Source organism: Defluviitalea raffinosedens, assembly GCF_016908775.1.
Classification (GTDB): domain Bacteria; phylum Bacillota; class Clostridia; order Lachnospirales; family Defluviitaleaceae; genus Defluviitalea; species Defluviitalea raffinosedens.
The window spans coordinates 38,187-60,540 of record NZ_JAFBEP010000015.1; the positions used below are offsets into that span (position 1 = coordinate 38,187).

A 22,354-nucleotide genomic window follows, 5' to 3' on the forward strand; every position below is an offset into this window, starting at 1 on the left:
AACAGGAGCTGTTAAATATGACTGAAAAGCAAAGACTTAGAAAGATATTTCTTGATATGAGAGCTCAAATGCCGGAAGAGGAAATATATTATAAAAGTCAATTCATTTATGAAAAACTTATTCATTCATCCTTGTATCATCAATGTAAAATGATTTTTACATATGTAAGTATGGGAAATGAAGTGGATACTAAAAAAGTTATTCTTAGAGGATTATTGGACAGAAAAATCATTGCAGTTCCTAAAGTCAATCCTAAAAAGAAAGAAATGATTTTTTCTAAAATAAAATCTTTGGATGAATTAGAAGCAGGCCATTTTAATGTTCTTGAACCCAGAGAGGACTGTATACAACCAATAGAGAGTAATCAAGAGACTTTGATTTTAGTTCCGGGAGCAGTATTTGGCAGAGATAAGAACAGAATCGGTTATGGGGGAGGTTATTATGATCGTTATCTTTCTTCTGTTAAAGGAGCATTAAAGATTATAGGTTTAGGATATGATTTTCAACTCATTGACAAAATTCCTTCAGATCCTTATGATGTCCCTTTAGATACCATTGTTACAGACAAAGGATGGATAAAATAAAGTTGCATAAAATATATCCTCGTGATAAAATAATCGAAACATTACAAATAATGAGGTGATGGAATGGAAGAGTTGCAACAGAAAGGCGCATTGGCAAAGGAAGCATCTATAATACTTGCAAAAAAGTCTTCAGAAGAGAAAAATAAGGGACTCATTAAAGCTGCTGATTTTTTATTACAATATAAAGATGAAATTATAAAAGCTAATGAAATTGATTTACAGTTCGCTAAAGAAAATGGCATAAAAGGATCATTAATTGACAGACTTACATTGAATGAAAAAAGAATTGAATCTATGGCAGAAGGTTTAAGACAAATTGCTATGCTGGAAGATCCGGTAGGAGAAGTATTATCCATGAAAAAACGCCCTAACGGGTTAGTAATTGGACAAAAAAGAGTACCTATGGGTGTAATAGGAATTATTTATGAGGCCAGACCGAATGTAACCGCAGATGCTTTTGGTTTATGTCTTAAAACAGGGAATGCAGTGATTTTAAGAGGCGGGAAAGAAGCCATACATTCTAATATTCAAATTGTTAAAATCTTGAAGAATGCTTTGGATGAAGCAGGGCTTCCTAAAGAATCTGTTCAATTGGTTGAGGATACCAGCAGGGAAACAGCTAAAGAAATGATGCGATTAAATGAGTATTTAGATGTTTTAATTCCCAGAGGCGGTGCCGGGCTTATTCAAACGGTAGTCCAAAATAGTACAGTCCCAGTAATTGAAACTGGGATAGGCAACTGTCATATATATGTTGACCATAAAGCTAAGTTGGATGAAGCAGTTTCTATTACTGTAAATGCAAAAGTTCAAAGGCCGGGTGTCTGCAATGCAGCAGAAAGCTTACTGGTTCATAAAGACGTGGCAGAAATCTTCTTGCCTAAAGTGTATGATGAGCTTAAAAAATATAATGTGGAAATCAGAGGGGATGAAAAGGTCCTGGAAATCCTTCCTGATGTTAACAGAGCAACAGAAGAGGATTGGGGAATGGAATACCTGGATTACATTATTTCTGTCAAAGTAGTTGATTCCATTGATGAAGCTATTGGACATATCAATAAGTATGGCACAAAACATTCCGAAGCCATTATTACGGAAGATTATACGAATGCTCAACGTTTCTTGGAAGAAATCGATGCTGCTGCTGTGTATGTGAATGCATCAACCCGTTTTACAGATGGCTTTGAATTTGGTTTTGGAGCTGAGATTGGAATCAGTACGCAAAAACTTCATGCAAGAGGACCTATGGGCTTAAAGGAATTGACTACAATAAAATATATCATCTATGGAAACGGACAAATCCGTCAGTAACTATGTAATTTTAAGACCGCTGATTTAGATAATTTACATCAGCGGTTTTTTTATTGCATAGGAAATTCTTCTGGATTTCCTAATTCAGGGAAGCATTTCACTATATTCTGTTGAATCTTGTTATTTTTTTATGCTTACAGTATAATGAATGAATAAAGAACGAATGTTCTTCTTGCAATGAGATTATGATTGGATCATTGTAAAAGGATTGTCCAGAAAGGATGAAAGTTTTGATTTCATTTATTAAGGGAATTTTAGATTATATGACGGAGGAGTGGATCATCGTAGATGTGAATGGGATAGGATATAAAATCTACATATCTTCATCTACTGTGAGTAAACTTCCTTCTGTCGGAAAAGAAGTTAAGATCTTTACCCATCTTCAGGTTAAAGAAGATGAATTGGCTTTATACGGATTTATGTCCCAAGATGAACTTAACATGTTTGAAAGGCTTATCTCGGTAAGTGGTATAGGTCCAAAAGGAGCACTGGGGATACTTTCGACCTTATCACCTGCTGATTTATGCATGGCCGTAATAACAGAGGATATAAAAACCTTAAGTAGTGCCCCGGGCATCGGAAAAAAGACTGCACAGAGAATGATTCTGGAGTTAAAAGATAAAATAAATACACTGGAAGCTGTAGGATTAGGAGGAGAAACTGTTTTAGAAGTACAGCAAAACGGTACTGCTGAAGAAGCTATCTTTGCTCTGACGGCTTTGGGATATAGCAGGGTGGATGCTGCAAAAGCAGTTAAGGAGGTTTTCAAAGAAGATATGTCTGTTGAAGAAATGATTAAAGATGCCCTTAAAAAGTTGGCATTAATTTAGATGAAATGGGTGAAGTTGATGAAAGATCGTATCATAACTGCTGAATTAAGAAACGAAGATTTAGAAATAGAAGCCAATATACGTCCTAGAACATTAGAGGATTATATTGGGCAAAAAAAAGTAAAAGAAAATTTAAAAGTGTTTATTCAGGCAGCTAAAAACAGAAAGGAAGCATTGGACCATGTACTGCTCTATGGCCCTCCGGGATTGGGGAAAACTACATTAGCCAATATTATTGCCAATGAAATGCAGGTTAATATTAAGATCACATCAGGACCAGCCATTGAAAAACCTGGGGATATGGCAGCAATACTTAATAATTTAAATGAGGGAGATCTTCTGTTTATAGATGAAGTTCATCGTTTAAACCGCCATGTAGAAGAAATATTATATCCAGCCATGGAAGATTTTACAATAGATATTGTTATTGGAAAGGGACCAGGCGCCAGATCCATACGACTGGATCTTCCTAAATTTACCCTTATTGGTGCGACAACGCGGGCAGGATTATTGACTGCTCCATTAAGAGACAGATTTGGTGTAATTCAGCGATTAGAATACTATAATACGGATGAGCTTACTAAAATTGTGGCGCGCTCAGCTAAAGTTTTAGGAATAAAAATAACTGCTGCTGGGGCAGAAGAAATAGCACGAAGATCCAGAGGAACTCCGAGAATAGCCAACAGACTTTTAAAAAGAGTAAGAGATTTTGCAGAAGTAAAATATGAGGGGTATATCGATGAATTGGTGGCTTCGGCAGCATTGGAATCACTGGAGATTGATCAAATGGGTCTTGACAGAATCGACAGAAAAATGCTTCTTGCAATGATTGAAAAATTCGGAGGAGGACCGGTAGGGATAGATACCTTAGCCGCTGCAATTGGAGAAGAAAATGACACCATTGAAGATGTTTATGAACCATTTTTGATTCAACTTGGATTGATCAACAGAACTCCCAGAGGCAGAGTTGTTACAGCTTTAGGCTATAAACACTTTGGAATAGAACCACTTCAAACTGAAAAATGAATTTCGATTGACAAAAATGATCAATTTGGTCTATTATAATTATATAGAGTAAAACTCTACTTAATATAGATAATGTATATAGACTTAAGCAAAAAGGATTTCGCTAATTTAGGAGAAAGGAAGTTAAAATGGGTGAAAAAATAAATTTTACTGAGCAGGAACTGCTAAAATTAGCTAAAGTAGTGTCTGATGAATGTCAGTTCATACAACTTAATACATTCAATGATGAAATGACGATTTCACAAGTAGTTCGTTTTTTTAATAAACAAGGCAAGAATTTCACAAAAACAATGATTCAGAACTATGTAAGAGTAGGAGTGCTTCCTCCTCCCCTCGACCGAAGATATTATACAAGAAATCATTTGATTCTCCTTTCATTGATTGATAATTTGAAAGCAATATATTCTCTGGATGAAATAAAGCTTGTACTTGCTCCTATATTAAAGAATCCTGAAACTTTTGATGATGATATCATTAAGGTGTCCAATTTATATGAGGATTATATTTTATTGCATAAAAATGTCTTGAAAAATTGGGAAAGTTTTTTGCCTCATACGCTTGAAGAAGTGAACAAATTATTGCAAAAAGATCATGTTTCAAGTGATGAAAAAGATGTAGTTTCTGCTTTTATGCTTGTCTTGACTTTAATGGCTGAAACAATAGCGATTAAAAGATTGATTCATTTGATATCAGAGAAGTATTTTACTAATGCAGAAGGATAAATTATTGTTGTTTGATCAGGCAATATGGTATAATAAAGTTAATACTCTTTAATGAACTAAGGAGCGGTCATATGGGTCAAAAAAATAAAATCGAAGTCATAATAGGTGGAAGAGTCTATACATTAGTTGGAGAAGAGAGTCACGAATATATTCAAAGAGTTGCCCTGTATATTGATCAGAAGATGAATGAAGTGAAAAAGGCTGAATCTTCTAGAAAGTTAAGTACCAATATGCTTGCCATTTTGACTTCAATAAATGTGGCCGATGATTTATTTAAAATGAAAGAAGTGTTAGAAAATGCTTTTGCTGAAATAAAATCATTACAAAAGCAATTGGATGAGAAGGACAAGCAGTTAGAAGTGTATCAAAATGAATTGGGGAATATGCAGCAGGAAAATATTGCTTTAAAGGATAAAATAGATGAGCTTCAATTGGAAATTATGCGAAGTAAAATGGAATTAGAGGAATATATTAATATTTTTGATGCAGGTTTAAAGAGCAAAAAACTTTCGGATGATCAGTAAATGAATAAGCTTGTATTGAGAGGGGAGTAATAGTTTGTATTACATCCCCTTTTCTATATGCCGATTATTATTAAAGAAAGGAAATACTATAATGAATAACAGAAATATTGAACTCCTTGCTCCTGTTGGAAATAAGGAAAGTCTTATAGCTGCTGTAAATAATGGCTGTGATGCAGTATATTTAGGAGGTAAAGCATTTAGCGCAAGGCAATATGCTGGAAACTTCTCTGTAGAAGAAATGGAAGAAGTTCTTGATTATTGTCATTTAAGGAATGTAAAAGTATATGTAACAGTGAATACTTTATATAAAGAAAAAGAATTGGAAAGTCTATTTGATTTTTTAAATCAGTTGTATCGTTTAGGTGCGGATGCGTTTATTGTTCAGGACCTTGGAACCGCTGTAAAGATTAAAGAGTACTTTCCTGATATCGATATTCATGGCAGCACTCAGATGACGATTCATGATTTAAACGGTGTTAAATTTTTAGAAGAATTAGGATTCAAAAGAGTTGTATTAAGCAGAGAAATGTCTCTTGAAGAAATTGCCTATATTGCAAAAAATACATCTATGGAAATAGAAGTTTTTGTCCATGGAGCTTTGTGTTTTAGCTATTCCGGTCAGTGTTTGATGAGCAGTGTGATCGGAGGAAGAAGCGGAAACAGAGGCCGATGTGCACAACCCTGCAGGCTTCCCTATAATCTGGCAGATGCAAAGAATAAACATATTGCTTCTGGATATCTTCTTAGCCCTAAGGATATTCAGACTCTGGAATATATTCCTCAATTGATAGAGAGTGGGGTAACATCTTTTAAAATAGAAGGAAGAATGAAGAGACCGGAATATAATGCTTCTGTAGTAAATACTTACAGAAAATATATTGATCAATATTTTTTAAACCAAAAAGACTATTCGGTAGATTATAATGATATTAAAAATCTTGCCCAAGTTTTTAATAGAGGAGGCTTTTCAAAAGGATATCTTGGTCAACATAGCGGCAGAGATATGATGAGCTTTGAAAGCCCGAAACACTGGGGAATCTACGCAGGGAAAGTGGTTCAATACAATTCTTCTACGAAGAAATGTGTCATTGATACAGTGGAACCTTTAGAACCAGGTGATGGCATTGAGATATGGCGAAAAGGAAAGGAAAACACAGGAGTTGCCATTTCTAAATCGAGCAAAGGGGGAGAGCGAATTACTGTATTTATAAAAGATCCCGTTCAGAAAGGTGATCTGGTATATAAGACAAAAGATAAACCTCTTTTGGACGCACTTAAAAAGACTTATGAGAAAGATGTACGAAAAAGTACGGTTTTTGGGCATATTAAATTTAAAAAATATATCCCAATCCTTCTTCAACTTTGGGATGATAGAAATAACTTTATTGAGGTAGAAGGAAGCATCGTTCAGGAAGCACAAAATCAGGCATTAACTGAAGAAAGGCTAAAATCCCAGATCTCAAAAACAGGAAATACCCCCTTTAACATAGAATCATTAACAGTTGATATGGATGAAGATGGGTATTTACCTATAGGTGAATTAAATGCTCTTAGAAGAAAAGCTGTAGAAAAATTAGAGAAAAGTATTATAAACAATACAAGACGAAGTTTCGTAAATATTAAAAATGTGGATGGTGTCTTGAATCAAGAAGGAACTCCTGATATAAAAGAAAAAAGTCTTTCAATATTATTAAGAGACATTGATCAGCTTGAAGCTGCTTTTCATCCAAAAGTTAAGAGAATTTATCTTGAAATGAATCAATATTCAATCGAAAAATTTCAAAAAGCAGCAGAAGCTTGCCATGAAAATAATATTGAGTTTTTTGCAGCATTACCACGAATAGATGTAAATTATAAAAAGGAAAAACTATGGTATAATTTAGAAAATACATTGATAGATGGTTATTTAATCAGAACCTATGGACAAGCCTATAAACTTAAGAATACTTGTAAAAAAAGAATAGCGGATTATACTTTTAATTTTTTTAATCCATTAACTTCTCAATTCTGGATGACATATGGTATGGAAGGAGTCACTCTTTCTCCTGAATTAAACTATGAGGAATTGAAAAACTTTAGGGGAGATGGAATAGAAATTATTGGATATGGTTATCTGCCATTGATGATAACTCAGCAATGCATTATAGGGAATACCGTGGGTGAAAAATCTCTTCAAGGATTTTGCAAAAACAGGAACGATCAGAAATCATATAAGCTCATCGATCGTAAAGGAGAGGCTTTTCCAATTATTCAGGACTGCTCTTCCTGCCTGGCTGTGATTTATAACGGGAAGCCTATTCTGCTTTTAAATGAATTAGACAAATTAGTATCTCTCCCTGTAGATTATATAAGATTGGATTTTGTATTTGAATCAGTCCAAGATATAAAAACCATTATAGAAAGCTATGGCAATTGCAATAAGGGATTGTTTCCCAAAATAAAAGGCCAGGAATATACGAAAGGACATTTTTTTAGGGGAGTAGAGTAGGTGAAAGTATGCTGAAAGAATCAATTGTTGAAATTTGCATATTGATTTCTAAATATATATTTCTATTCATTATTTTTATGTTTATATGGTCAGGATATAAGGCTGTACTTTTTGAGCGAAAAAAAGATATAGAAGCATATACAAGTAAAATATTTATGCAGCGAGGGCTTATCATATTACTTCATATCTTGGGTTTTATAATATTAATGATTAATTCCAAAGATATGGCAGAACTTTGGCAAATCGCGAAGATCGGCAGTGTAGGTCTTATATTTATTATAGTCAGCATGATTTCAACCTTTATTATTTATAAAAAGTCAGATGCAATACTTTGGAACTGTATGCTTTTTTTAATGGATGTAGGATTGATCATGCTGCAAAGATTGGAACCTGCAACAGCACAAGGACAAATAATCAGGTATCTCATTGGTATGATTGTGATGCTTTTTATCCCATTTATTTTCAAGGTAATTCCAAAATTTGAGAAATTTGAAATTTTATATTTGGTATGTGGATGGATTTTACTAGTGTCTCCTTTTTTACTTGGTAAAAAACAATTTGGAGCCAGAAACTGGATTAATATAGGAGGTTTTAGCTTCCAGCCTTCTGAAATTGTAAAGTTTTTGTTTATATTCTACTTGGCCTGTTCCCTTAGAAAGTATCGTACAGTAAAAGATGTGATTTTACCGACTGTCATGAGTGGAGGCTATATTCTTGTCTTAGTACTTCAAAGAGATTTAGGAGGTGCATTAATATATTTTCTTACGTTTTTAATACTAATCTATCTTAGCACTTCCAGTTATCTATTTTTCTTTGGAGGCCTTGGAGGAGCGTCTATAGCTTCTGTGATCGCTTATAAATTATTTAGTCATGTCAGAGTCCGAGTGGAAGCATGGTTAAATCCTTGGAAAGAAATTGACACAAAAGGATATCAAATTACTCAATCTTTATTCGGAATAGGAACATGGGGCTGGATGGGCAGTGGATTGACAAGAGGCTATTCTAAATATATACCAGTGGTAACAACGGATTTGATTTTTTCTGCGATATGTGAAGAATTTGGAAATTTATTTAGCATTGGAATCATTCTCATATTCTTACTGATTATACTCCGCGGAATTATGATTGCACTTAGATGCAATCGGGTATTTTATTCTCTTCTTGCAGCTGGAGCAACCAATTTAATAGCGATCCAAACTTTTTTAATTATTGGAGGAGTCATTAAATTTATACCTTTAACAGGTGTTACACTTCCTTTCATAAGTTATGGAGGTAGTTCGGTTGTTGCCAGTATTTTAATCATAGGGATTCTTCAATGGATTCAGAGCTTCTATGAAATGAAAGAAGAAGTGGAGGGATAATTTGAATCAGCTTAGAAAAGATATAAAAAAAATCTTTTGGCTCTATGTAGCTATGTTTTCATCTTTAATCATATACTTGGCCAAATTTTTAATATTTGACAGTTCTTCAGTCATTATTAATGCTTATAATCCCAGATTAAGCGCTCTGGAAGAAAATATAATCAGAGGGGAAATCAGAGACAGTAAAGGAACTGTATTAGCAAGGACAAAAAAGAATGGAGATGCCTGGATTAGGGAATATCCAAAAGGAAGAGACTTTGCCCATGTAGTTGGGTATGTTCAGAAAGGAAAGACGGGAATTGAGGCTTATAGTAATTTTCAACTGCTGGAAGTAAGCAATAAAATGATGCAAACTGTTAATCGGATATTTTCTGGAAATAATCTTCAAGGAAATCACGTGATATTAACGATGGATGCTGATCTTCAGCATACAGCCAGGAAGCTTCTGAATGGGAAAAAAGGGGCAATTGTTGTAATGGAACCCTCCACTGGTAAGATTCTGGCCATGGTTTCTTATCCGGATTTTGATCCTAATGAATTGAATAATACTTGGGAGCAATTAAATAAAGATGAGGAAAATAGCCCTCTGATCAATCGAGCAGCTCAGGGGCTTTATCCTCCAGGTTCAATATTTAAAATTATTACAAGTGCTGCTGTATTGGAAAAGAATGCAGATTGGAAGGATTTTAATTATAATTGCACAGGGGAAGATATTTTCGATAGCAATGTTATTCGCTGTTACAATTCTAAAGCCCATGGAGAAGTTGATTTAGAAAGTGCTTTTTATCTTTCGTGCAATACAGGTTTTGCAACTCTGGGTATTGAGGCAGGAGGAGAACTGTTAGGGAAAGTAGCGGATCGACTCCTCTTTAACCGAAATTTACCTTATGTGCTTGAATATTCAAAAAGTCAATTTCGCATCACAAAGGATTCAAAAATTAATGAAATTGTAGAGACAGCCATCGGCCAAGGAAAAACCTTAGTTTCTCCTTTACATATGGCAATGATTACTTCTGCAATTGCTAATGGTGGAATTTTAATGCAGCCGTATATTATTGATCATATAGAAACAAACTATGGGAGAATAAAAGATAAGAGAATACCGCAAAGTTATGGTATATTATTTGAACCTGAAATTGCCAGTCAACTTTCAAAGATGATGACAGAAGTGGTGGAGAAAGGGACAGGAACACAGGCTCAAATATCCAATGTATCAGTGAGCGGTAAAACAGGAACGGCACAAAATGCTTCAGGAGAAGATCATGCATGGTTTGTTGGCTTTGCTCCTGCGGAAAAACCAAAAGCAGTTGTATCTGTAATCATTGAAAATGGAGGTTCAGGCGGGCAAGTAGCAGGGCCAATCGCCCGTAAACTGCTCCAAAAAGTTTTAAACGAATAAAGGCAGGTGGCTTATGGGTGGCAGCTTTGTTGCAAGTAGCTTTGGCTCCCGTATTAACAGGCGCTATATATATTTATATAAGAGATAAGTATGAGAAGGAACCTATTAAATTATTAGCTTTGGGCTTGCTTTTTGGATTAATCATAGCTGCTCCTATTATGGGGGCTGAAATGTTTTTATCTTCCTTTACGCCTGTCAGAGGAGAAACTGAAGAAGCACTATATACAGCTTTTATTGTTGCTGCTGGTACTGAGGAATTTTTTAAATTTATTGTTTTATATTTTTTAGTATGGAGAAATAGAAATTTTAATGAACCTATTGACGGAATTGTATATTCAACTTTTATTTCTTTAGGTTTTTCAGGAATTGAAAATATTTTATACGTTTTTAATCCTTATTTAGGAGGATACCAAACAGGGTTGGCCAGGGCAGTATTTTCGGTACCTGGTCATGCATTATTTGGTGTAACGATGGGATATTACTATGCAATAGCAAAGTTTGAATCGAATCAGAAAAAAACGATGCTTTTAAAAACTTATTTAGTACCATGGATTTTCCATGGTATATATGATTTTATTCTTCTTGCGAAAATTCCAATGCTTATGCTCTTATTTGTTCCGTTTGTTCTGTATTTATGGGTACAAGGCATGAGAAAGATCAAAATTCATGTGCAAAGCTCGCCTTTCAAACCCAGGGAATAGGTAAGAAGATGCGAAAGTGTCTTCTTTTTTTGCAATTCGAATACTACAGGTTGAAAAATATAGAAAAAAGATGTATACTCATTTCATATTTGTACATAAAGTGACATGTACTTTCTTGTCTTGCGTAAAATTTGAACAGTGTGTCAGGAGGAATAGGAATGATAGAAGCCATAAGCTGTGGAGGTGTTGTAATTCATAGAGGTAAAATTCTATTATTGTATAAAAATTATAAACATAAATATGTCGGCTGGGTTCTTCCGAAAGGAACGGTTGAACCAGGTGAACTGCACAGAGAAACGGCATTAAGAGAAGTAGAAGAAGAAACCTCTGTTTCTGCAAAAATTGTAAAATACATTGGACATAGTCAGTATACATTTCAGGGACGAGATGATATTGTTAACAAGACGGTCCATTGGTATTTGATGAGAGCAAACAGTTTTTACTGTAAACCACAAAGAGAAGAGCACTTTGTAGATGCAGGATACTATAAGTTTCATGAAGCGTATCATTTATTAAAGTTCAATGATGAACGCCAAATTATGAAAAAAGCTTATTATGCATATATAGAGCTTAGAAAGAATAAACAATGGATTAGACCCTCTAAAGCAAAAAATGATTTCTATTAAATAAAATTCAGCCCAATGGCTGGATTTTTTTATAAATCAAAATCATTGACGTGTAAAATTGATTGGGATAAACAAGAAAGAGTTTCACTCCCAAAACTTTGGCGCGGACCGCGGTCGACAAAGTCGATAAAATGTAATACGCGCTAGTGCGCATCCCACAGAGACTTTTTACTATATAAGAAATTCAGAGAAATCTTATATAATAAAAAAACATGGAAAAAATCCATGTTTCTTTGTTTACTAATGCGGATGAAGGGAGTCGAACCCCCACGATGTTGCCATCGGCAGATTTTGAGTCTGCTGCGTCTGCCTATTCCGCCACATCCGCCCAATATTTAATTTTAATGTGTAACGCTTAATCATATTAACATAAATCATTTTAAAAATCAAGCAAAAATCTTTAAATAAATTGGGAACAATTTGAATAGTTGTATCGTCAAAAAGTGTAGTGTCATTTTAAAATATATTCAAATGATAATGGTTATGGGGAGGAGTGAATCAGGTGGAGAACAAGGATGAAAAAAGACTTGTGAATAAGGCTAAAAATGGGAATATTGCTGCTTTTGAAGAATTAATTACAGCCCATGAAGTTAAAATATATAATATTGCATACAGGATGTTTCACAATGAAGAAGACGCCAAGGACTTATCTCAGGAAATATTTATAAAAGTGTTTGAGAACATTGGGAAATTCAAAGGCAATTCAAGTTTTTCCACATGGTTGTATCGTATTGCAACCAATACATGTATTGATGAATTAAGGCGGCGTAAAGGGAAAGAAACTTATTCCATCGATGCAGAAGTGGAAACAGATGAAGGAAATATGAAACGTGAGTACTCTGATCTAAAACCTAATCCTGAAGAAATGGCAATCAATAAAGAAGTAAGTATACAGATTCAAAACGCTATGGACCATTTGTCAGAAGAACATAAAACAGCAATCATTTTAAGAGATTTACAGGGACTTGAATATAATGAGATTTCTGAAATACTGGAATGCTCTCTTGGAACGGTTAAATCGAGAATTTCAAGAGCAAGAAGGCAATTAATAGAATTACTTGTAAAGCAGGAACCATTTGAATATAAACATCGTCTAAAAAACAGAAAGGAGGGGAGCAAATGAGTTGTGAACAATTTAGAGAAGCAATGTCTCCTTATATAGATGGACTATTGGAAGATGATAAAAAAGTGTTGTTTGAAGATCATTTAAAATCTTGTCCAGACTGTAATGAGGAATTTGAACAGTTTAAAGTTATAATGAACGAGATTCATCATCTGCCGCAAATGGAGTTACCAGATTATTATCATCAAGAATTATTATTAAAGCTCTATCAAAAGAGTGAAGAAAAAAAGCAGCATAGAAAAGGATTTTCTCAAAATTGGAAAGTATTTTCAACCTTAGCAGCAGGATTTATAGTATTAATGTTTGTTCTTGGAAATCTTGTGAATATGGGAATGGATTCAAAGGATTTTGCTACACAGTCAGCAATGCCCAACGCTGGTAGTGCAGAAATATATAATACAGAAGTATCTGAGGAACCAGAAGCTAAATCATTGGCATTAACCGAAGAATCTGCATTGGTAAATGAAGTCGCCAGAAATAGAGATGAATTTCTTTCTAAAGAAAATAGTCAAAGTCTTATGATGGCAGAGAAAAATACTATTGATCAAAGAAAAATAATTTACGAATCTTTTATGTCCATAGAAGTGGATGAATTTGATGATACAATTGATCGAATTAAAGAAATGACCAATCAAAGTGGTGGATATGTTGAGAATTCTTCCAGCTATATTTACTATTCTGAACCTGAACGGGATATTTATTTGAAACAGGGGACCATAAAAATTCGTATTCCAGTAGAGCAATATGGTCAGATACAAGGGCAAATCAGTAACTTGGGCCATTTGATTCATCAAGAAGAAACAAGCACGAATGTTACAGAAGAGTATATTGAAACAGAGAGCCGAATTCGTATGCTGGAAGTCGAACAGGAAAGACTTTTTGATATTATGAAGCAGGCTGAAAAAGTAGAAGATTTAATTAAACTAGAGGAACATCTTAATGAAGTACGAACAGATTTGGAAATTTATAAAAGTAAAATAAAGAATTGGGATCAACTTGTTTCTTTCTCCACTTTTACAATAGAAATACGAGAAGTAAGAGAAGTAGAACATATAAAAAGTCCTGATCCGAACTTTAAGACAAAGATTCAATCCAGCTTTATAAGATCATTAAATGATTTACGAGAAGGATTTGAAAGATTAGCTGTGGCTTTGGCTTATGGGATCATACCATTTATCCTTTTTATATGTTTTTTAGGTATTCTGTTTTTGCTCGGACGACCTTTATTGAAAAAAATACTAATTAAAGTAAAAAACTGGAGGGAAAAATAATATGAAAAAATTTACTAAAATTTTATCTACCACACTTATTGTTGCAGGATTATTGACCATAGGGTTTACAGGAAGAGAGTTATTTAAAGCAGAACCCGTAATGGCTGATTCTGTTAAAGTAAATACCATTACAGCAATGGGGGAAGGTATTGTTAAGGTTAAACCAGATATCGCATATATTACAATGGGAGTTCGTACAGAAAATAAAGATGCTAAAGTGGCTCAAACAAGTAATGCTGAAAAGATGGATCAAGTAATTGCCGCTTTAAAAAAGATGGGTATTGAGGAAAAAGATATTCAAACTTCAAACTACTCGGTTTATCCTCAATATGATTATGAAGCCAAAGGTGGCGAAAAGATTGTTGGATACACTGTTGAAAACACTGTTAGAATTACAGTGAGAGATATATTGAAGGTAGGAGATGTTTTAGATATTGGTGTAGAACAAGGAGCAAATGTATCCAATGGAATACAATTCAGCGTTGCTGATACGGAAAAATATTATCAGGAAGCATTAAAACAAGCAGTTAAAAATGCCAGGGGAAAAGCAGAAGCCATGGGAGAAGCCATTGGCGTAACTCTTAAAAATCCCAGCTCTATAGTGGAACAAAGCAGTGGTGGCGGTAATATTATATATGCAGATCGAGCAGCCGTGAAAGAATCTCTGCAGATGGCATCTACACCGATTTCCACAGGAGAATTGGATATTACCGCAATCGTAGAAGTAAGTTTTCAATACTAAATAATATCTTTAAAATATTTCGAAGTTCCGAATCAGATTCGGAACTTTTTTGTGTTATAATATTAAAGATAGGGGGGTAAAAATGAAAAATCGGAGACGATTTATTCTATTAGTATTTATTTTTTTTATTATTTATGTTTATATAAATAATATATTAAAAAGCAAATATTATACAGAAATTCATTTTTTAAAACTTCCCACGGGAGATTGTACTTTAATTAAATCATTGGATCGAAACATAATAATTGGAAAAGCAGGTAAAAAGGACTCGAAGCATATCAGACACTATTTAATTAATCAAAAAGTAGATCATATTTCAGAACTGATTATTACTTATCCTGATAAAGATAATGTCATTGGTTTTTTCCCTGTTCTGCACGATCTATCAATAGATAAACTTTACTTTCCTCAGACAGAGGATTTAGATGTGGATACAAAAGAATTTTTAAAAATAGCAAAAGACAAAAATATTTCAATCTATCCAATCAATGGGAAAGAAAAATGGGAGATCAATCACTGGACTCTTTTGTTTTTAAGACCTTTAATAAATAGTTCAATTCCTGAGTCAGAGCGAAAAGCCATTATAAAGTTTAACTTCCCCCAAAATTCTGTTTTATGGCTTCCAGATCTTAATGAAGTGGATAAAAAGGATATATTGCTTGATTCCAAAGCTTTAAAAGCAGATATACTCAAAGTTTCAGGTCATAACAGGGAAATTTTTTTAGCCAAAGATTTTTTGGATGTGGTTCAGCCAAAGACAATTATATTTGGGGACTCAGGGAAAATTAATGAAAATGAGCTCAGGAGAATTTATGAATGGAATGTTGATACCGAGGTTCTTTCTGTTGAGAAGGAAGGGGATATTATGTTTTATGGAAAAGGGAATAAATATAATATCACGACAAAACGCAAGATGAATATAAGGATTCAGTAAAAGAGGAGAATGTGTATGTCAAAAAAGATCATGTTAGTGGATGGTAACAGCATTATAAATAGAGCATTTTACGGCGTACCTTTGTTATCCAATTCGGAGGGAATTTATACGAATGGGGTATATGGATTTTTAAACATTCTATTTAAATTATTAGAGGAAGATCAACCAGATTACATAGCTGTTGCCTTTGATTTAAAAGCACCTACCTTTAGACATGAGGTATTTCAAGAATATAAAGGAAACAGAAAAGGAATGCCTGAAGAACTTAAGCCACAAATTCCATTATTAAAAGATATATTGGATGCAATGGGAATTAAGAGGCTTGAAAAAGAAGGATATGAAGCAGATGATATTCTGGGCACTGTTGCAAAAAGAGCAGAAGAACAAGGAATGCAGCCTATTATCGTTTCAGGAGACAGAGACTTGCTGCAATTAGCGACAGAACAGATCAAAATCAGAATTCCAAAAACAAAAAAAGGTGGAACAGAAATTGAAGATTATTATGCAAAAGATTTAATAGAAAAAATAGGAGTTACTCCTCTTGAATATATTGACGTTAAAGCTCTTATGGGAGATTCTTCTGATAATATTCCCGGAGTTCCTGGAATCGGAGAAAAAACAGCGATCAAGATCATTCAGCAGTATCACAATATTGAAAATGCCATCGCCCATGCAGATGAAATTAAGCCAAGCCGTGCTTCAGAGAATTTAAAGACATATCAAGAGCAGGCCAGACAAAGTAAATTTCTTGCAACCATCTGTACCCAAGTACCAATTGAATTTGACTGGGAGCAATTCAAACTTGATTCAATCATGAATCCCAGGGTGTATGAGATCTTTAAGCAATTAGAATTCAAGAGTTTTTTAGACAGATTTAGTATGCTACAGGAAACCAATAGCGTATCCATGAACACCCATTTGTCCGAGGTTTTATACAGGGCTGTTGATTCCAAAGAAGCCTTTGAAAAAGTAGTGGAAGAAATATTTGAAGCAGGAAAATTTTCTTTTATAATATTCTCTGGGAATCATAAGCCTATAGGAATAAGCTTTTGCTACGCAGATACCAAGGGCGTATGGGTTGGTTCATCTGATGAGTTTTCAATTGAAGAAATTATGGCTCTGGCAAAGCCTCTTTTTGAATCTATTGAAACAGAAAAAATAGCTCATCATGCCAAAAATGCCATGCATATTCTAAAACATTTTGGAATCACCCTTAGGAATTTAGTATTTGATACAATGATTGGAGGATATGTCTTAAATCCTACTAAAGAAACTTATGAATATGATGACTTGGCTCAAGAATTCTTAGGTCAGACTTTTCCGAGCGAAGAAGAAATCTTAGGCAAAGGTAAGAGCAAAAAGTCCATTATGAATTTAGAAGAAAAAGACAGAACAAGCTTTACTGCAGGACAGGCCTATATCATATATCATGCGGAAAAGCAAATAAAGCAGAAACTTAAAGAGAATAATCAAGAACAGCTTTATTATGAAATAGAACATCCGCTTATTGAAGTTTTGTTTAGCATGGAGGAATATGGATTTAAAATAGATACTCAGAGGTTAAAAGAATATGTAGATGAGCTGGAAGAAAAAATTGAACTTCTCACAAAGGAAATATATGAAATCGCAGGAGAAGAGTTTAATATTAATTCTCCGAAGCAATTGGGAGTTATTCTTTTTGAAAAGCTTATGCTTCCCATGGGAAAAAAGACAAAGACCGGCTACTCAACTGCCGCGGAAGTACTAGAAAAGCTGAGGGCTGAACACATTATAATTGAAAAAATATTGGAATACCGCCAACTGGTAAAATTAAAGACTACTTATGGAGATGGGTTATTTGCTGTGGTCAATCAAGAGACTCAGAAAATCCATTCAACATTTAATCAAACGATTACTGCCACCGGCAGAATCAGTAGTACTGAACCAAATCTTCAAAATATCCCTATTAAGTTAGAGATGGGGAGAAAAATAAGAAAAGTATTTATTCCCAGTGATGAGGAGTATTTATTGCTGGATGCAGATTACTCACAAATAGAACTTCGCGTACTGGCACACATTGCCAAGGATGAAACTTTGATTCGTGCATTTCGTACTGGAGAAGATATACACAAACTTACTGCATCACAAGTATTTAAAGTACCTCTTGATGAGGTTACGCCCAGACAAAGAAGCAATGCTAAAGCAGTCAATTTTGGAATCGTCTATGGCATTGGCGCATTTAGTTTAAGCCAAGATTTAAATATTTCAAGAAAAGAAGCAGAAGCTTATATAGAAGGATATTTTGAAAAATATCCGAATGTAAGAAAATACATGGATGAAACTATTAAACAAGCGCGAGAGCTGGGATATGTCACTACCTTATTTGGGAGAAGAAGAGTGATTCCTGATATTAATTCTACTAATTTTGCACGACGTTCCTTTGGAGAAAGAGTTGCAATGAATACACCGATTCAAGGAACAGCAGCAGACATTATTAAAATCGCTATGATTAAAGTTTTCAATAAGTTAAAAGAGAAAAATCTTAAATCTCGTCTGATCCTTCAAGTACATGATGAACTTCTCATAGAAGTTCATAAAGATGAAATAGAGGAAGTAAAGCAAATTCTAAAATACGAAATGGAACATGCAGTAAGTTTAGATGTTCCTCTGGATGTGGATATGCATCTTGGTAAAACTTGGTTCGATACTAAATAATGGAGGACGCCCATGAAAATAATCGGCTTAACAGGAGGCACTGGTAGCGGCAAAAGTACGGTGGTACTTTTGCTGTCTCAATTGACAAAAGCATATATTATAGATGCAGATAAAATTGGACATCAAATCATTTTAAAAGGACAACCTGCATATTATGACATTATTCAACATTTTGGGAGAGAAATTTTAAAAGAAGACGGAGAAATCAATAGGAAGTGTTTAGGGAAAATTGTCTTTTCTGATAAAAACTCTTTGAAAATTCTGAATCAAATTACCCATCCACGGATTAAGGAAGAAATCCTTAAGAAAATCGAGCAAATAAAAAAGAGCTATTCTTCATATAATTATATAGTTATTGATGCTGCACTTTTAATTGAAGCACAACTTCATAAAATTGTGGATGAAGTTTGGGTGGTTTATGCGGAAGAAGAAAAAAGAATACAAAGGATTATGAAAAGAGACGGATTGAACATGGAGCAAGCAGCAAATCGTATCAAAGCTCAAATGCCATGGGAAGAAATGAAAAAATATGCAGATCAAATCATAGACAATGGAAAAGATGAAGAATTTACTCTTAAGCAGCTAAAATGCATTGTGTCAAAGGATATAAATTTCTAAAGGGGATAATCTATGTTTTATGTTATTGATCTTCGAGGGAGAAAATTACGATTACTGATCTCTGTGATTGCCATTTGTATTATTGCATATATGATTACATTAACTATCTTTCGTACTTTTCTGTTTCCGATCAAATATGCAGATTTGGTGACCAAATATTCTGAGAGATACAACTTAGATGCATATTTGGTGTTTTCTATTATAAAGACTGAAAGTAAATTTAATCCCCAAGCCACATCTCATAAAGGTGCAAAAGGATTAATGCAGATTACTGACCAGACAGGAGAATGGGCTGCAAAAGAGATAGGAATAGAAAATTATCACAGTGACAGACTTTATGAACCAGAGATTAATATTCAAATAGGATGTTGGTATATTAGCAAACTCATTCATCAGTATAAAAATAATCTTGAAACAAGCTTGGCAGCATATAATGCTGGAAGTGGAAATGTATCCAAATGGCTGGGAGATGAGAAATATAGCAAAGATGCGAAAAATCTCAGTTTTATACCTTTTAAGGAAACAAGGGAATACGTTAAAAAAGTGATTAGAAATCGAAAATATTATGAATGTTTATATAAGCATTAAAAAAATAACAACATTGTGTGCAGTTAGAAAGGTGTGGATGAAATTGACTAAAAAACTAAGGTGGATTACCATTTTAATTTGCATTTCGTTATTCTCTGTAAGTTGTTCCAATACAGGGACAGAAGAAATGGAAAATCCACAGCAAACACAAGAAGAACAGACAGAAGAAACTCCTATTGAACCAAAAAAAGGTGGTGAAATGGTTTTATCGATCAGGACGCCGAAAACGTTAAATCCTCTGTTGAATGAAGAATATACGGTAGATCAAATTTCAAAATTGATTTTTGATACTTTAATTGATTTTGATGAGACTCAAAAACCGATACCTAATCTGGTCTCAGAATGGACATTCTCAGATGATGGCACTGTTCTTACACTTAACCTTAGGTCAGATGTTAAATGGCATGATGGAGAACCTTTTACAGCAAAGGATGTTATATTTTCTTTAGATACAATAAAAAAGGCCCCTGAGTCTGCTACATATAAAAAATGTATTGAAAATATCACTTCATACAAAGCGATTGATGAACACAGTTTGAAAATCATTTATAATCAACCTTTTAGTGGTGCATTGTACGGATTATATTTTCCTGTTATTCCAGCACATATTTATGCCAACCAAACTGAGACTACAGCAGGAGAAGTAAAGCCCATAGGGACAGGGGCATATATGTTTTCGGAATTTATTCCTACCAAAGAATTAAATCTAACAGTAAATAATAATTGGTTTAAAGGTCAACCTTATATTGAAAGAATAAAAGTTTTGATTACGCCTGATGAAGAAACAGATCTTTACTCGTTCGAGCAAGGGCAATTAGATGTAATCGGAACAGACGTAATTGATTGGGAAAAGTACTCTGAGCAAGAAAATACAAGAATTCATGAATATATTACTTCTTATTATGATTTTATGGGATTAAATTTCAATAAGTCCTTATTTCAGGATAAAAATCTAAGGAAGGCTATAGCGTACAGTATTGATCGGGAGACCTTGCTTGAAAAGCAATACTTAAATCATGGTGTGGTTACGAATTCACCAATCAATCCTGAATCGTGGCTCTATGATTCTGAAACGGAGCAATATCATTTTAATCAGGAAAAATCAAAGCAAATTCTTATGGATGCAGGGTGGAGTGATACCGATAGTGATGGATTATTGGACAAACTGATCAATGGCAGTAAAGTTAATCTTTCTTTTAATTTATTAGTCAGTTCGGAAAATCTTCAAAGAAAAGAAGTAGCTTATGAAATCCAAAGGATGTTAAGTGAAGTTGGAATAAATGTACAGGTTGAAGAAGTGACACAGGAAGAATTCTTAAACCGTTTGCAGTCAAAGAATTTTGATGCTTTTCTCGGTGGATGGAAACTTTCACCGATTCCGGACTTTACATTTGCTTTCCACTCTTCTCAAATTGACGGAGGTGCGAATTACGTTTCCTTTAGGAGTGAGCAAATGGATACTCTGCTTAAGCAGGCCTTTACTGCTGTTGGAGAAGAAAAAATGAAAAACGCCTATGGAAATTTACAGAAGTTTATAGCTGATGAATTGCCCTATATAAGCCTTTATTTCAGAACTGCAGCGCTTATAACTAATGAAAAAATTCAAGGAGAAATCAAGCCTAAAAAGGAATCTATTATAGGAAATATTCAAGATTGGTTTATCGTGGAAAAGGAATCAGCTCTAGGTAATAATTAAGTTAACTAAACTCCTGTATGAGAATATGTAAAGGATCATACAGGAGTTTTTATTTATCTAATGAGGCATTCTGAGCATTATGAACTTTCCTTGAAGAAATGAATATAATATAAAAGAACATTCATTTTTGAGAGGGAAAAGGGATGAAGATTGGATTAGCCTTATCAGGAGGCGGAGTAAGGGGGATGTCCCATGTTGGTGCATTAAAAGCTCTCATTGAAAATGGAATCAGACCTGACTTGATCGCAGGTGCCAGTGCAGGTGCTATTATAGCAGGATTATATGCATATGGATATGAACCTGATGAGATTGAAGCAATTATAAAAGAGAATATATTTTATATCATTGATATAGATTATTTGCAGATTATACGTACACTATTAAACTTCCACCAAATTAAAACAAAAGGATTAAGCGGTCTGATAAAGGGACAAAGACTGGAAAAAATTCTTAGATATTATACAGAGAATCAAAAGATTAAAGATAGCAGGATTCCCGTTGCTATATCAGCAACAAGAGTTCAGAATGGAGATTGCTTTTACTTTGTGTCAGATAAGTCATGTTTAAGGGATGAATCAAAAATAAAGTATGTTGATGATATCAGCATATGTGATGCTATTAGGGCAAGTATTGCCTTCCCAGCAGTATTTCAGCCTAAAAATATACTATATTGTGGGGAAATCATATCTTTAATGGATGGTGGTGTTGTAGATAATATTCCCATACGAATCCTGCAAAAAATGGGAGCTGACGTAGTGATCGGAATTAATTTAGGATATAATGGACGAATGGAGAGAGATATAGATAGCTTTATAGAAATTGGAGAGCAAGCGATTGCTATAATGTCTTATATGGTTACTAAAAAAGAATATTCAGGTAGGGAACAGTCTGTTTATATTTATAATCCTGAAATATGGGATATTTCACTACTGCAATTATCCGCTATAGATGAATGTATTAGAAAAGGATATGAAGCCATGAAGAAGCACATCGTTCCTATTAAGAAAAAGCTTAAGATATAATTAGAAATTCAACTTTATTTTATTACAAATATTTAGTACAATATATAGTAAAAGGAAATTACATGCTTGATTTTACGACAGATAGGGGGAGGAG

General features: G+C 34.0%; 20 protein-coding genes and 1 tRNA gene. 20 read left to right on the top strand and 1 reads right to left on the bottom strand.

What is annotated here, in order from left to right:
* Positions 1-17: 17 nt before the first annotated feature.
* From JOD07_RS10765 to JOD07_RS10815, 11 genes are all read left to right on the top strand, one after another.
* Complete coding sequence (locus tag JOD07_RS10765) at positions 18-584, top strand: 5-formyltetrahydrofolate cyclo-ligase (RefSeq protein ID WP_158738804.1); 567 nt, start codon at positions 18-20, stop codon at positions 582-584.
* Between the two features lie 63 nt (positions 585-647).
* Positions 648-1,895, top strand: a complete 1,248-nt coding sequence (locus tag JOD07_RS10770) for a glutamate-5-semialdehyde dehydrogenase (RefSeq protein WP_158738805.1) — start codon at positions 648-650, stop codon at positions 1,893-1,895.
* Positions 1,896-2,116: 221 nt separating this feature from the next.
* Positions 2,117-2,725 carry a Holliday junction branch migration protein RuvA gene (ruvA, locus tag JOD07_RS10775; protein ID WP_334299658.1) on the top strand — a complete coding sequence of 203 codons (609 nt, stop codon included), beginning with the start codon at positions 2,117-2,119 and terminating at the stop codon, positions 2,723-2,725.
* Between the two features lie 18 nt (positions 2,726-2,743).
* On the top strand, positions 2,744-3,751 hold the full coding sequence (ruvB, locus tag JOD07_RS10780; RefSeq protein WP_158739256.1) for a Holliday junction branch migration DNA helicase RuvB: 1,008 nt from the start codon (positions 2,744-2,746) through the stop codon (positions 3,749-3,751).
* 128 nt (positions 3,752-3,879) lie between these two features.
* Positions 3,880-4,473 (top strand): DUF1836 domain-containing protein, encoded by a 594-nt coding sequence (locus JOD07_RS10785; protein ID WP_204613955.1) that lies wholly within the window; start codon positions 3,880-3,882, stop codon positions 4,471-4,473.
* A 71-nt stretch (positions 4,474-4,544) separates the two neighbouring features.
* Entirely contained in the window at positions 4,545-4,997 is a 453-nt protein-coding gene (locus JOD07_RS10790) for a cell division protein ZapA (RefSeq protein ID WP_158738808.1), read from the top strand.
* 91 nt (positions 4,998-5,088) lie between these two features.
* Entirely contained in the window at positions 5,089-7,485 is a 2,397-nt protein-coding gene (locus tag JOD07_RS10795) for a U32 family peptidase (protein ID WP_204613957.1), read from the top strand.
* 8 nt (positions 7,486-7,493) lie between these two features.
* The gene (locus JOD07_RS10800) at positions 7,494-8,846 is read left to right on the top strand and encodes an FtsW/RodA/SpoVE family cell cycle protein (protein WP_204613959.1); all 1,353 of its coding nucleotides are present in this window, start codon (positions 7,494-7,496) and stop codon (positions 8,844-8,846) included.
* A gap of 1 nt (position 8,847) precedes the next feature.
* The gene (locus JOD07_RS10805) at positions 8,848-10,245 is read left to right on the top strand and encodes a peptidoglycan D,D-transpeptidase FtsI family protein (protein ID WP_158738811.1); all 1,398 of its coding nucleotides are present in this window, start codon (positions 8,848-8,850) and stop codon (positions 10,243-10,245) included.
* Between the two features lie 17 nt (positions 10,246-10,262).
* Positions 10,263-10,946, top strand: a complete 684-nt coding sequence (locus JOD07_RS10810) for a PrsW family glutamic-type intramembrane protease (RefSeq protein ID WP_158738812.1) — start codon at positions 10,263-10,265, stop codon at positions 10,944-10,946.
* A 158-nt stretch (positions 10,947-11,104) separates the two neighbouring features.
* Positions 11,105-11,572 carry an NUDIX hydrolase gene (locus JOD07_RS10815; RefSeq protein ID WP_158738813.1) on the top strand — a complete coding sequence of 156 codons (468 nt, stop codon included), beginning with the start codon at positions 11,105-11,107 and terminating at the stop codon, positions 11,570-11,572.
* A gap of 244 nt (positions 11,573-11,816) precedes the next feature.
* On the opposite strand, the gene JOD07_RS10820 is transcribed toward JOD07_RS10815, so the two are convergent.
* A tRNA-Leu gene (locus JOD07_RS10820) sits at positions 11,817-11,900 on the bottom strand.
* A gap of 174 nt (positions 11,901-12,074) precedes the next feature.
* On the opposite strand from JOD07_RS10820, the gene JOD07_RS10825 reads away from it, so the two are divergent.
* The 9 genes from JOD07_RS10825 (at position 12,075) to JOD07_RS10865 (ending at position 22,260) form a co-directional block, all read left to right on the top strand.
* Positions 12,075-12,695 carry an RNA polymerase sigma factor gene (locus JOD07_RS10825; protein ID WP_204613961.1) on the top strand — a complete coding sequence of 207 codons (621 nt, stop codon included), beginning with the start codon at positions 12,075-12,077 and terminating at the stop codon, positions 12,693-12,695.
* A complete protein-coding gene (locus JOD07_RS10830) occupies positions 12,692-13,966 on the top strand; it encodes a DUF4349 domain-containing protein (protein ID WP_158739257.1) in 1,275 nt (424 codons plus the stop codon). The genes JOD07_RS10825 and JOD07_RS10830 overlap by 4 nt, the downstream gene beginning before the upstream one ends.
* Position 13,967: 1 nt before the next feature.
* Complete coding sequence (locus JOD07_RS10835; protein WP_158738815.1) at positions 13,968-14,708, top strand: SIMPL domain-containing protein; 741 nt, start codon at positions 13,968-13,970, stop codon at positions 14,706-14,708.
* Between the two features lie 82 nt (positions 14,709-14,790).
* Positions 14,791-15,642 (top strand): ComEC/Rec2 family competence protein, encoded by an 852-nt coding sequence (locus JOD07_RS10840; RefSeq protein WP_158738816.1) that lies wholly within the window; start codon positions 14,791-14,793, stop codon positions 15,640-15,642.
* A gap of 15 nt (positions 15,643-15,657) precedes the next feature.
* The gene (gene polA, locus JOD07_RS10845; protein WP_204613962.1) at positions 15,658-18,336 is read left to right on the top strand and encodes a DNA polymerase I; all 2,679 of its coding nucleotides are present in this window, start codon (positions 15,658-15,660) and stop codon (positions 18,334-18,336) included.
* A 12-nt stretch (positions 18,337-18,348) separates the two neighbouring features.
* Positions 18,349-18,954 (top strand): dephospho-CoA kinase, encoded by a 606-nt coding sequence (gene coaE, locus JOD07_RS10850; protein WP_158738818.1) that lies wholly within the window; start codon positions 18,349-18,351, stop codon positions 18,952-18,954.
* Between the two features lie 12 nt (positions 18,955-18,966).
* Positions 18,967-19,542, top strand: coding sequence for a lytic transglycosylase domain-containing protein (locus JOD07_RS10855; RefSeq protein ID WP_158738819.1), 576 nt, complete (start codon positions 18,967-18,969; stop codon positions 19,540-19,542).
* A gap of 43 nt (positions 19,543-19,585) precedes the next feature.
* Positions 19,586-21,238, top strand: a complete 1,653-nt coding sequence (locus JOD07_RS10860; protein ID WP_204613963.1) for a peptide ABC transporter substrate-binding protein — start codon at positions 19,586-19,588, stop codon at positions 21,236-21,238.
* 143 nt (positions 21,239-21,381) lie between these two features.
* A complete protein-coding gene (locus JOD07_RS10865) occupies positions 21,382-22,260 on the top strand; it encodes a patatin-like phospholipase family protein (protein ID WP_158738821.1) in 879 nt (292 codons plus the stop codon).
* Positions 22,261-22,354: the final 94 nt, after the last annotated feature.

Bases quoted from the DNA above. Each gene is read 5' to 3' on its own strand.
- ruvB (WP_158739256.1), top strand. From the start codon at position 2,744: ATGAAAGATCGTATCATAACTGCTGAATTAAGAAACGAAGATTTAGAA.
- JOD07_RS10785 (WP_204613955.1), top strand. From the start codon at position 3,880: ATGGGTGAAAAAATAAATTTTACTGAGCAGGAACTGCTAAAATTAGCT.
- polA (WP_204613962.1), top strand. From the start codon at position 15,658: ATGTCAAAAAAGATCATGTTAGTGGATGGTAACAGCATTATAAATAGA.
- JOD07_RS10830 (WP_158739257.1), top strand. From the start codon at position 12,692: ATGAGTTGTGAACAATTTAGAGAAGCAATGTCTCCTTATATAGATGGA.
- JOD07_RS10800 (WP_204613959.1), top strand. From the start codon at position 7,494: ATGCTGAAAGAATCAATTGTTGAAATTTGCATATTGATTTCTAAATAT.
- coaE (WP_158738818.1), top strand. From the start codon at position 18,349: ATGAAAATAATCGGCTTAACAGGAGGCACTGGTAGCGGCAAAAGTACG.
- ruvA (WP_334299658.1), top strand. From the start codon at position 2,117: ATGAAAGTTTTGATTTCATTTATTAAGGGAATTTTAGATTATATGACG.
- JOD07_RS10835 (WP_158738815.1), top strand. From the start codon at position 13,968: ATGAAAAAATTTACTAAAATTTTATCTACCACACTTATTGTTGCAGGA.
- JOD07_RS10865 (WP_158738821.1), top strand. From the start codon at position 21,382: ATGAAGATTGGATTAGCCTTATCAGGAGGCGGAGTAAGGGGGATGTCC.
- JOD07_RS10795 (WP_204613957.1), top strand. From the start codon at position 5,089: ATGAATAACAGAAATATTGAACTCCTTGCTCCTGTTGGAAATAAGGAA.
- JOD07_RS10855 (WP_158738819.1), top strand. From the start codon at position 18,967: ATGTTTTATGTTATTGATCTTCGAGGGAGAAAATTACGATTACTGATC.
- JOD07_RS10790 (WP_158738808.1), top strand. From the start codon at position 4,545: ATGGGTCAAAAAAATAAAATCGAAGTCATAATAGGTGGAAGAGTCTAT.
- JOD07_RS10840 (WP_158738816.1), top strand. From the start codon at position 14,791: ATGAAAAATCGGAGACGATTTATTCTATTAGTATTTATTTTTTTTATT.
- JOD07_RS10765 (WP_158738804.1), top strand. From the start codon at position 18: ATGACTGAAAAGCAAAGACTTAGAAAGATATTTCTTGATATGAGAGCT.
- JOD07_RS10770 (WP_158738805.1), top strand. From the start codon at position 648: ATGGAAGAGTTGCAACAGAAAGGCGCATTGGCAAAGGAAGCATCTATA.
- JOD07_RS10815 (WP_158738813.1), top strand. From the start codon at position 11,105: ATGATAGAAGCCATAAGCTGTGGAGGTGTTGTAATTCATAGAGGTAAA.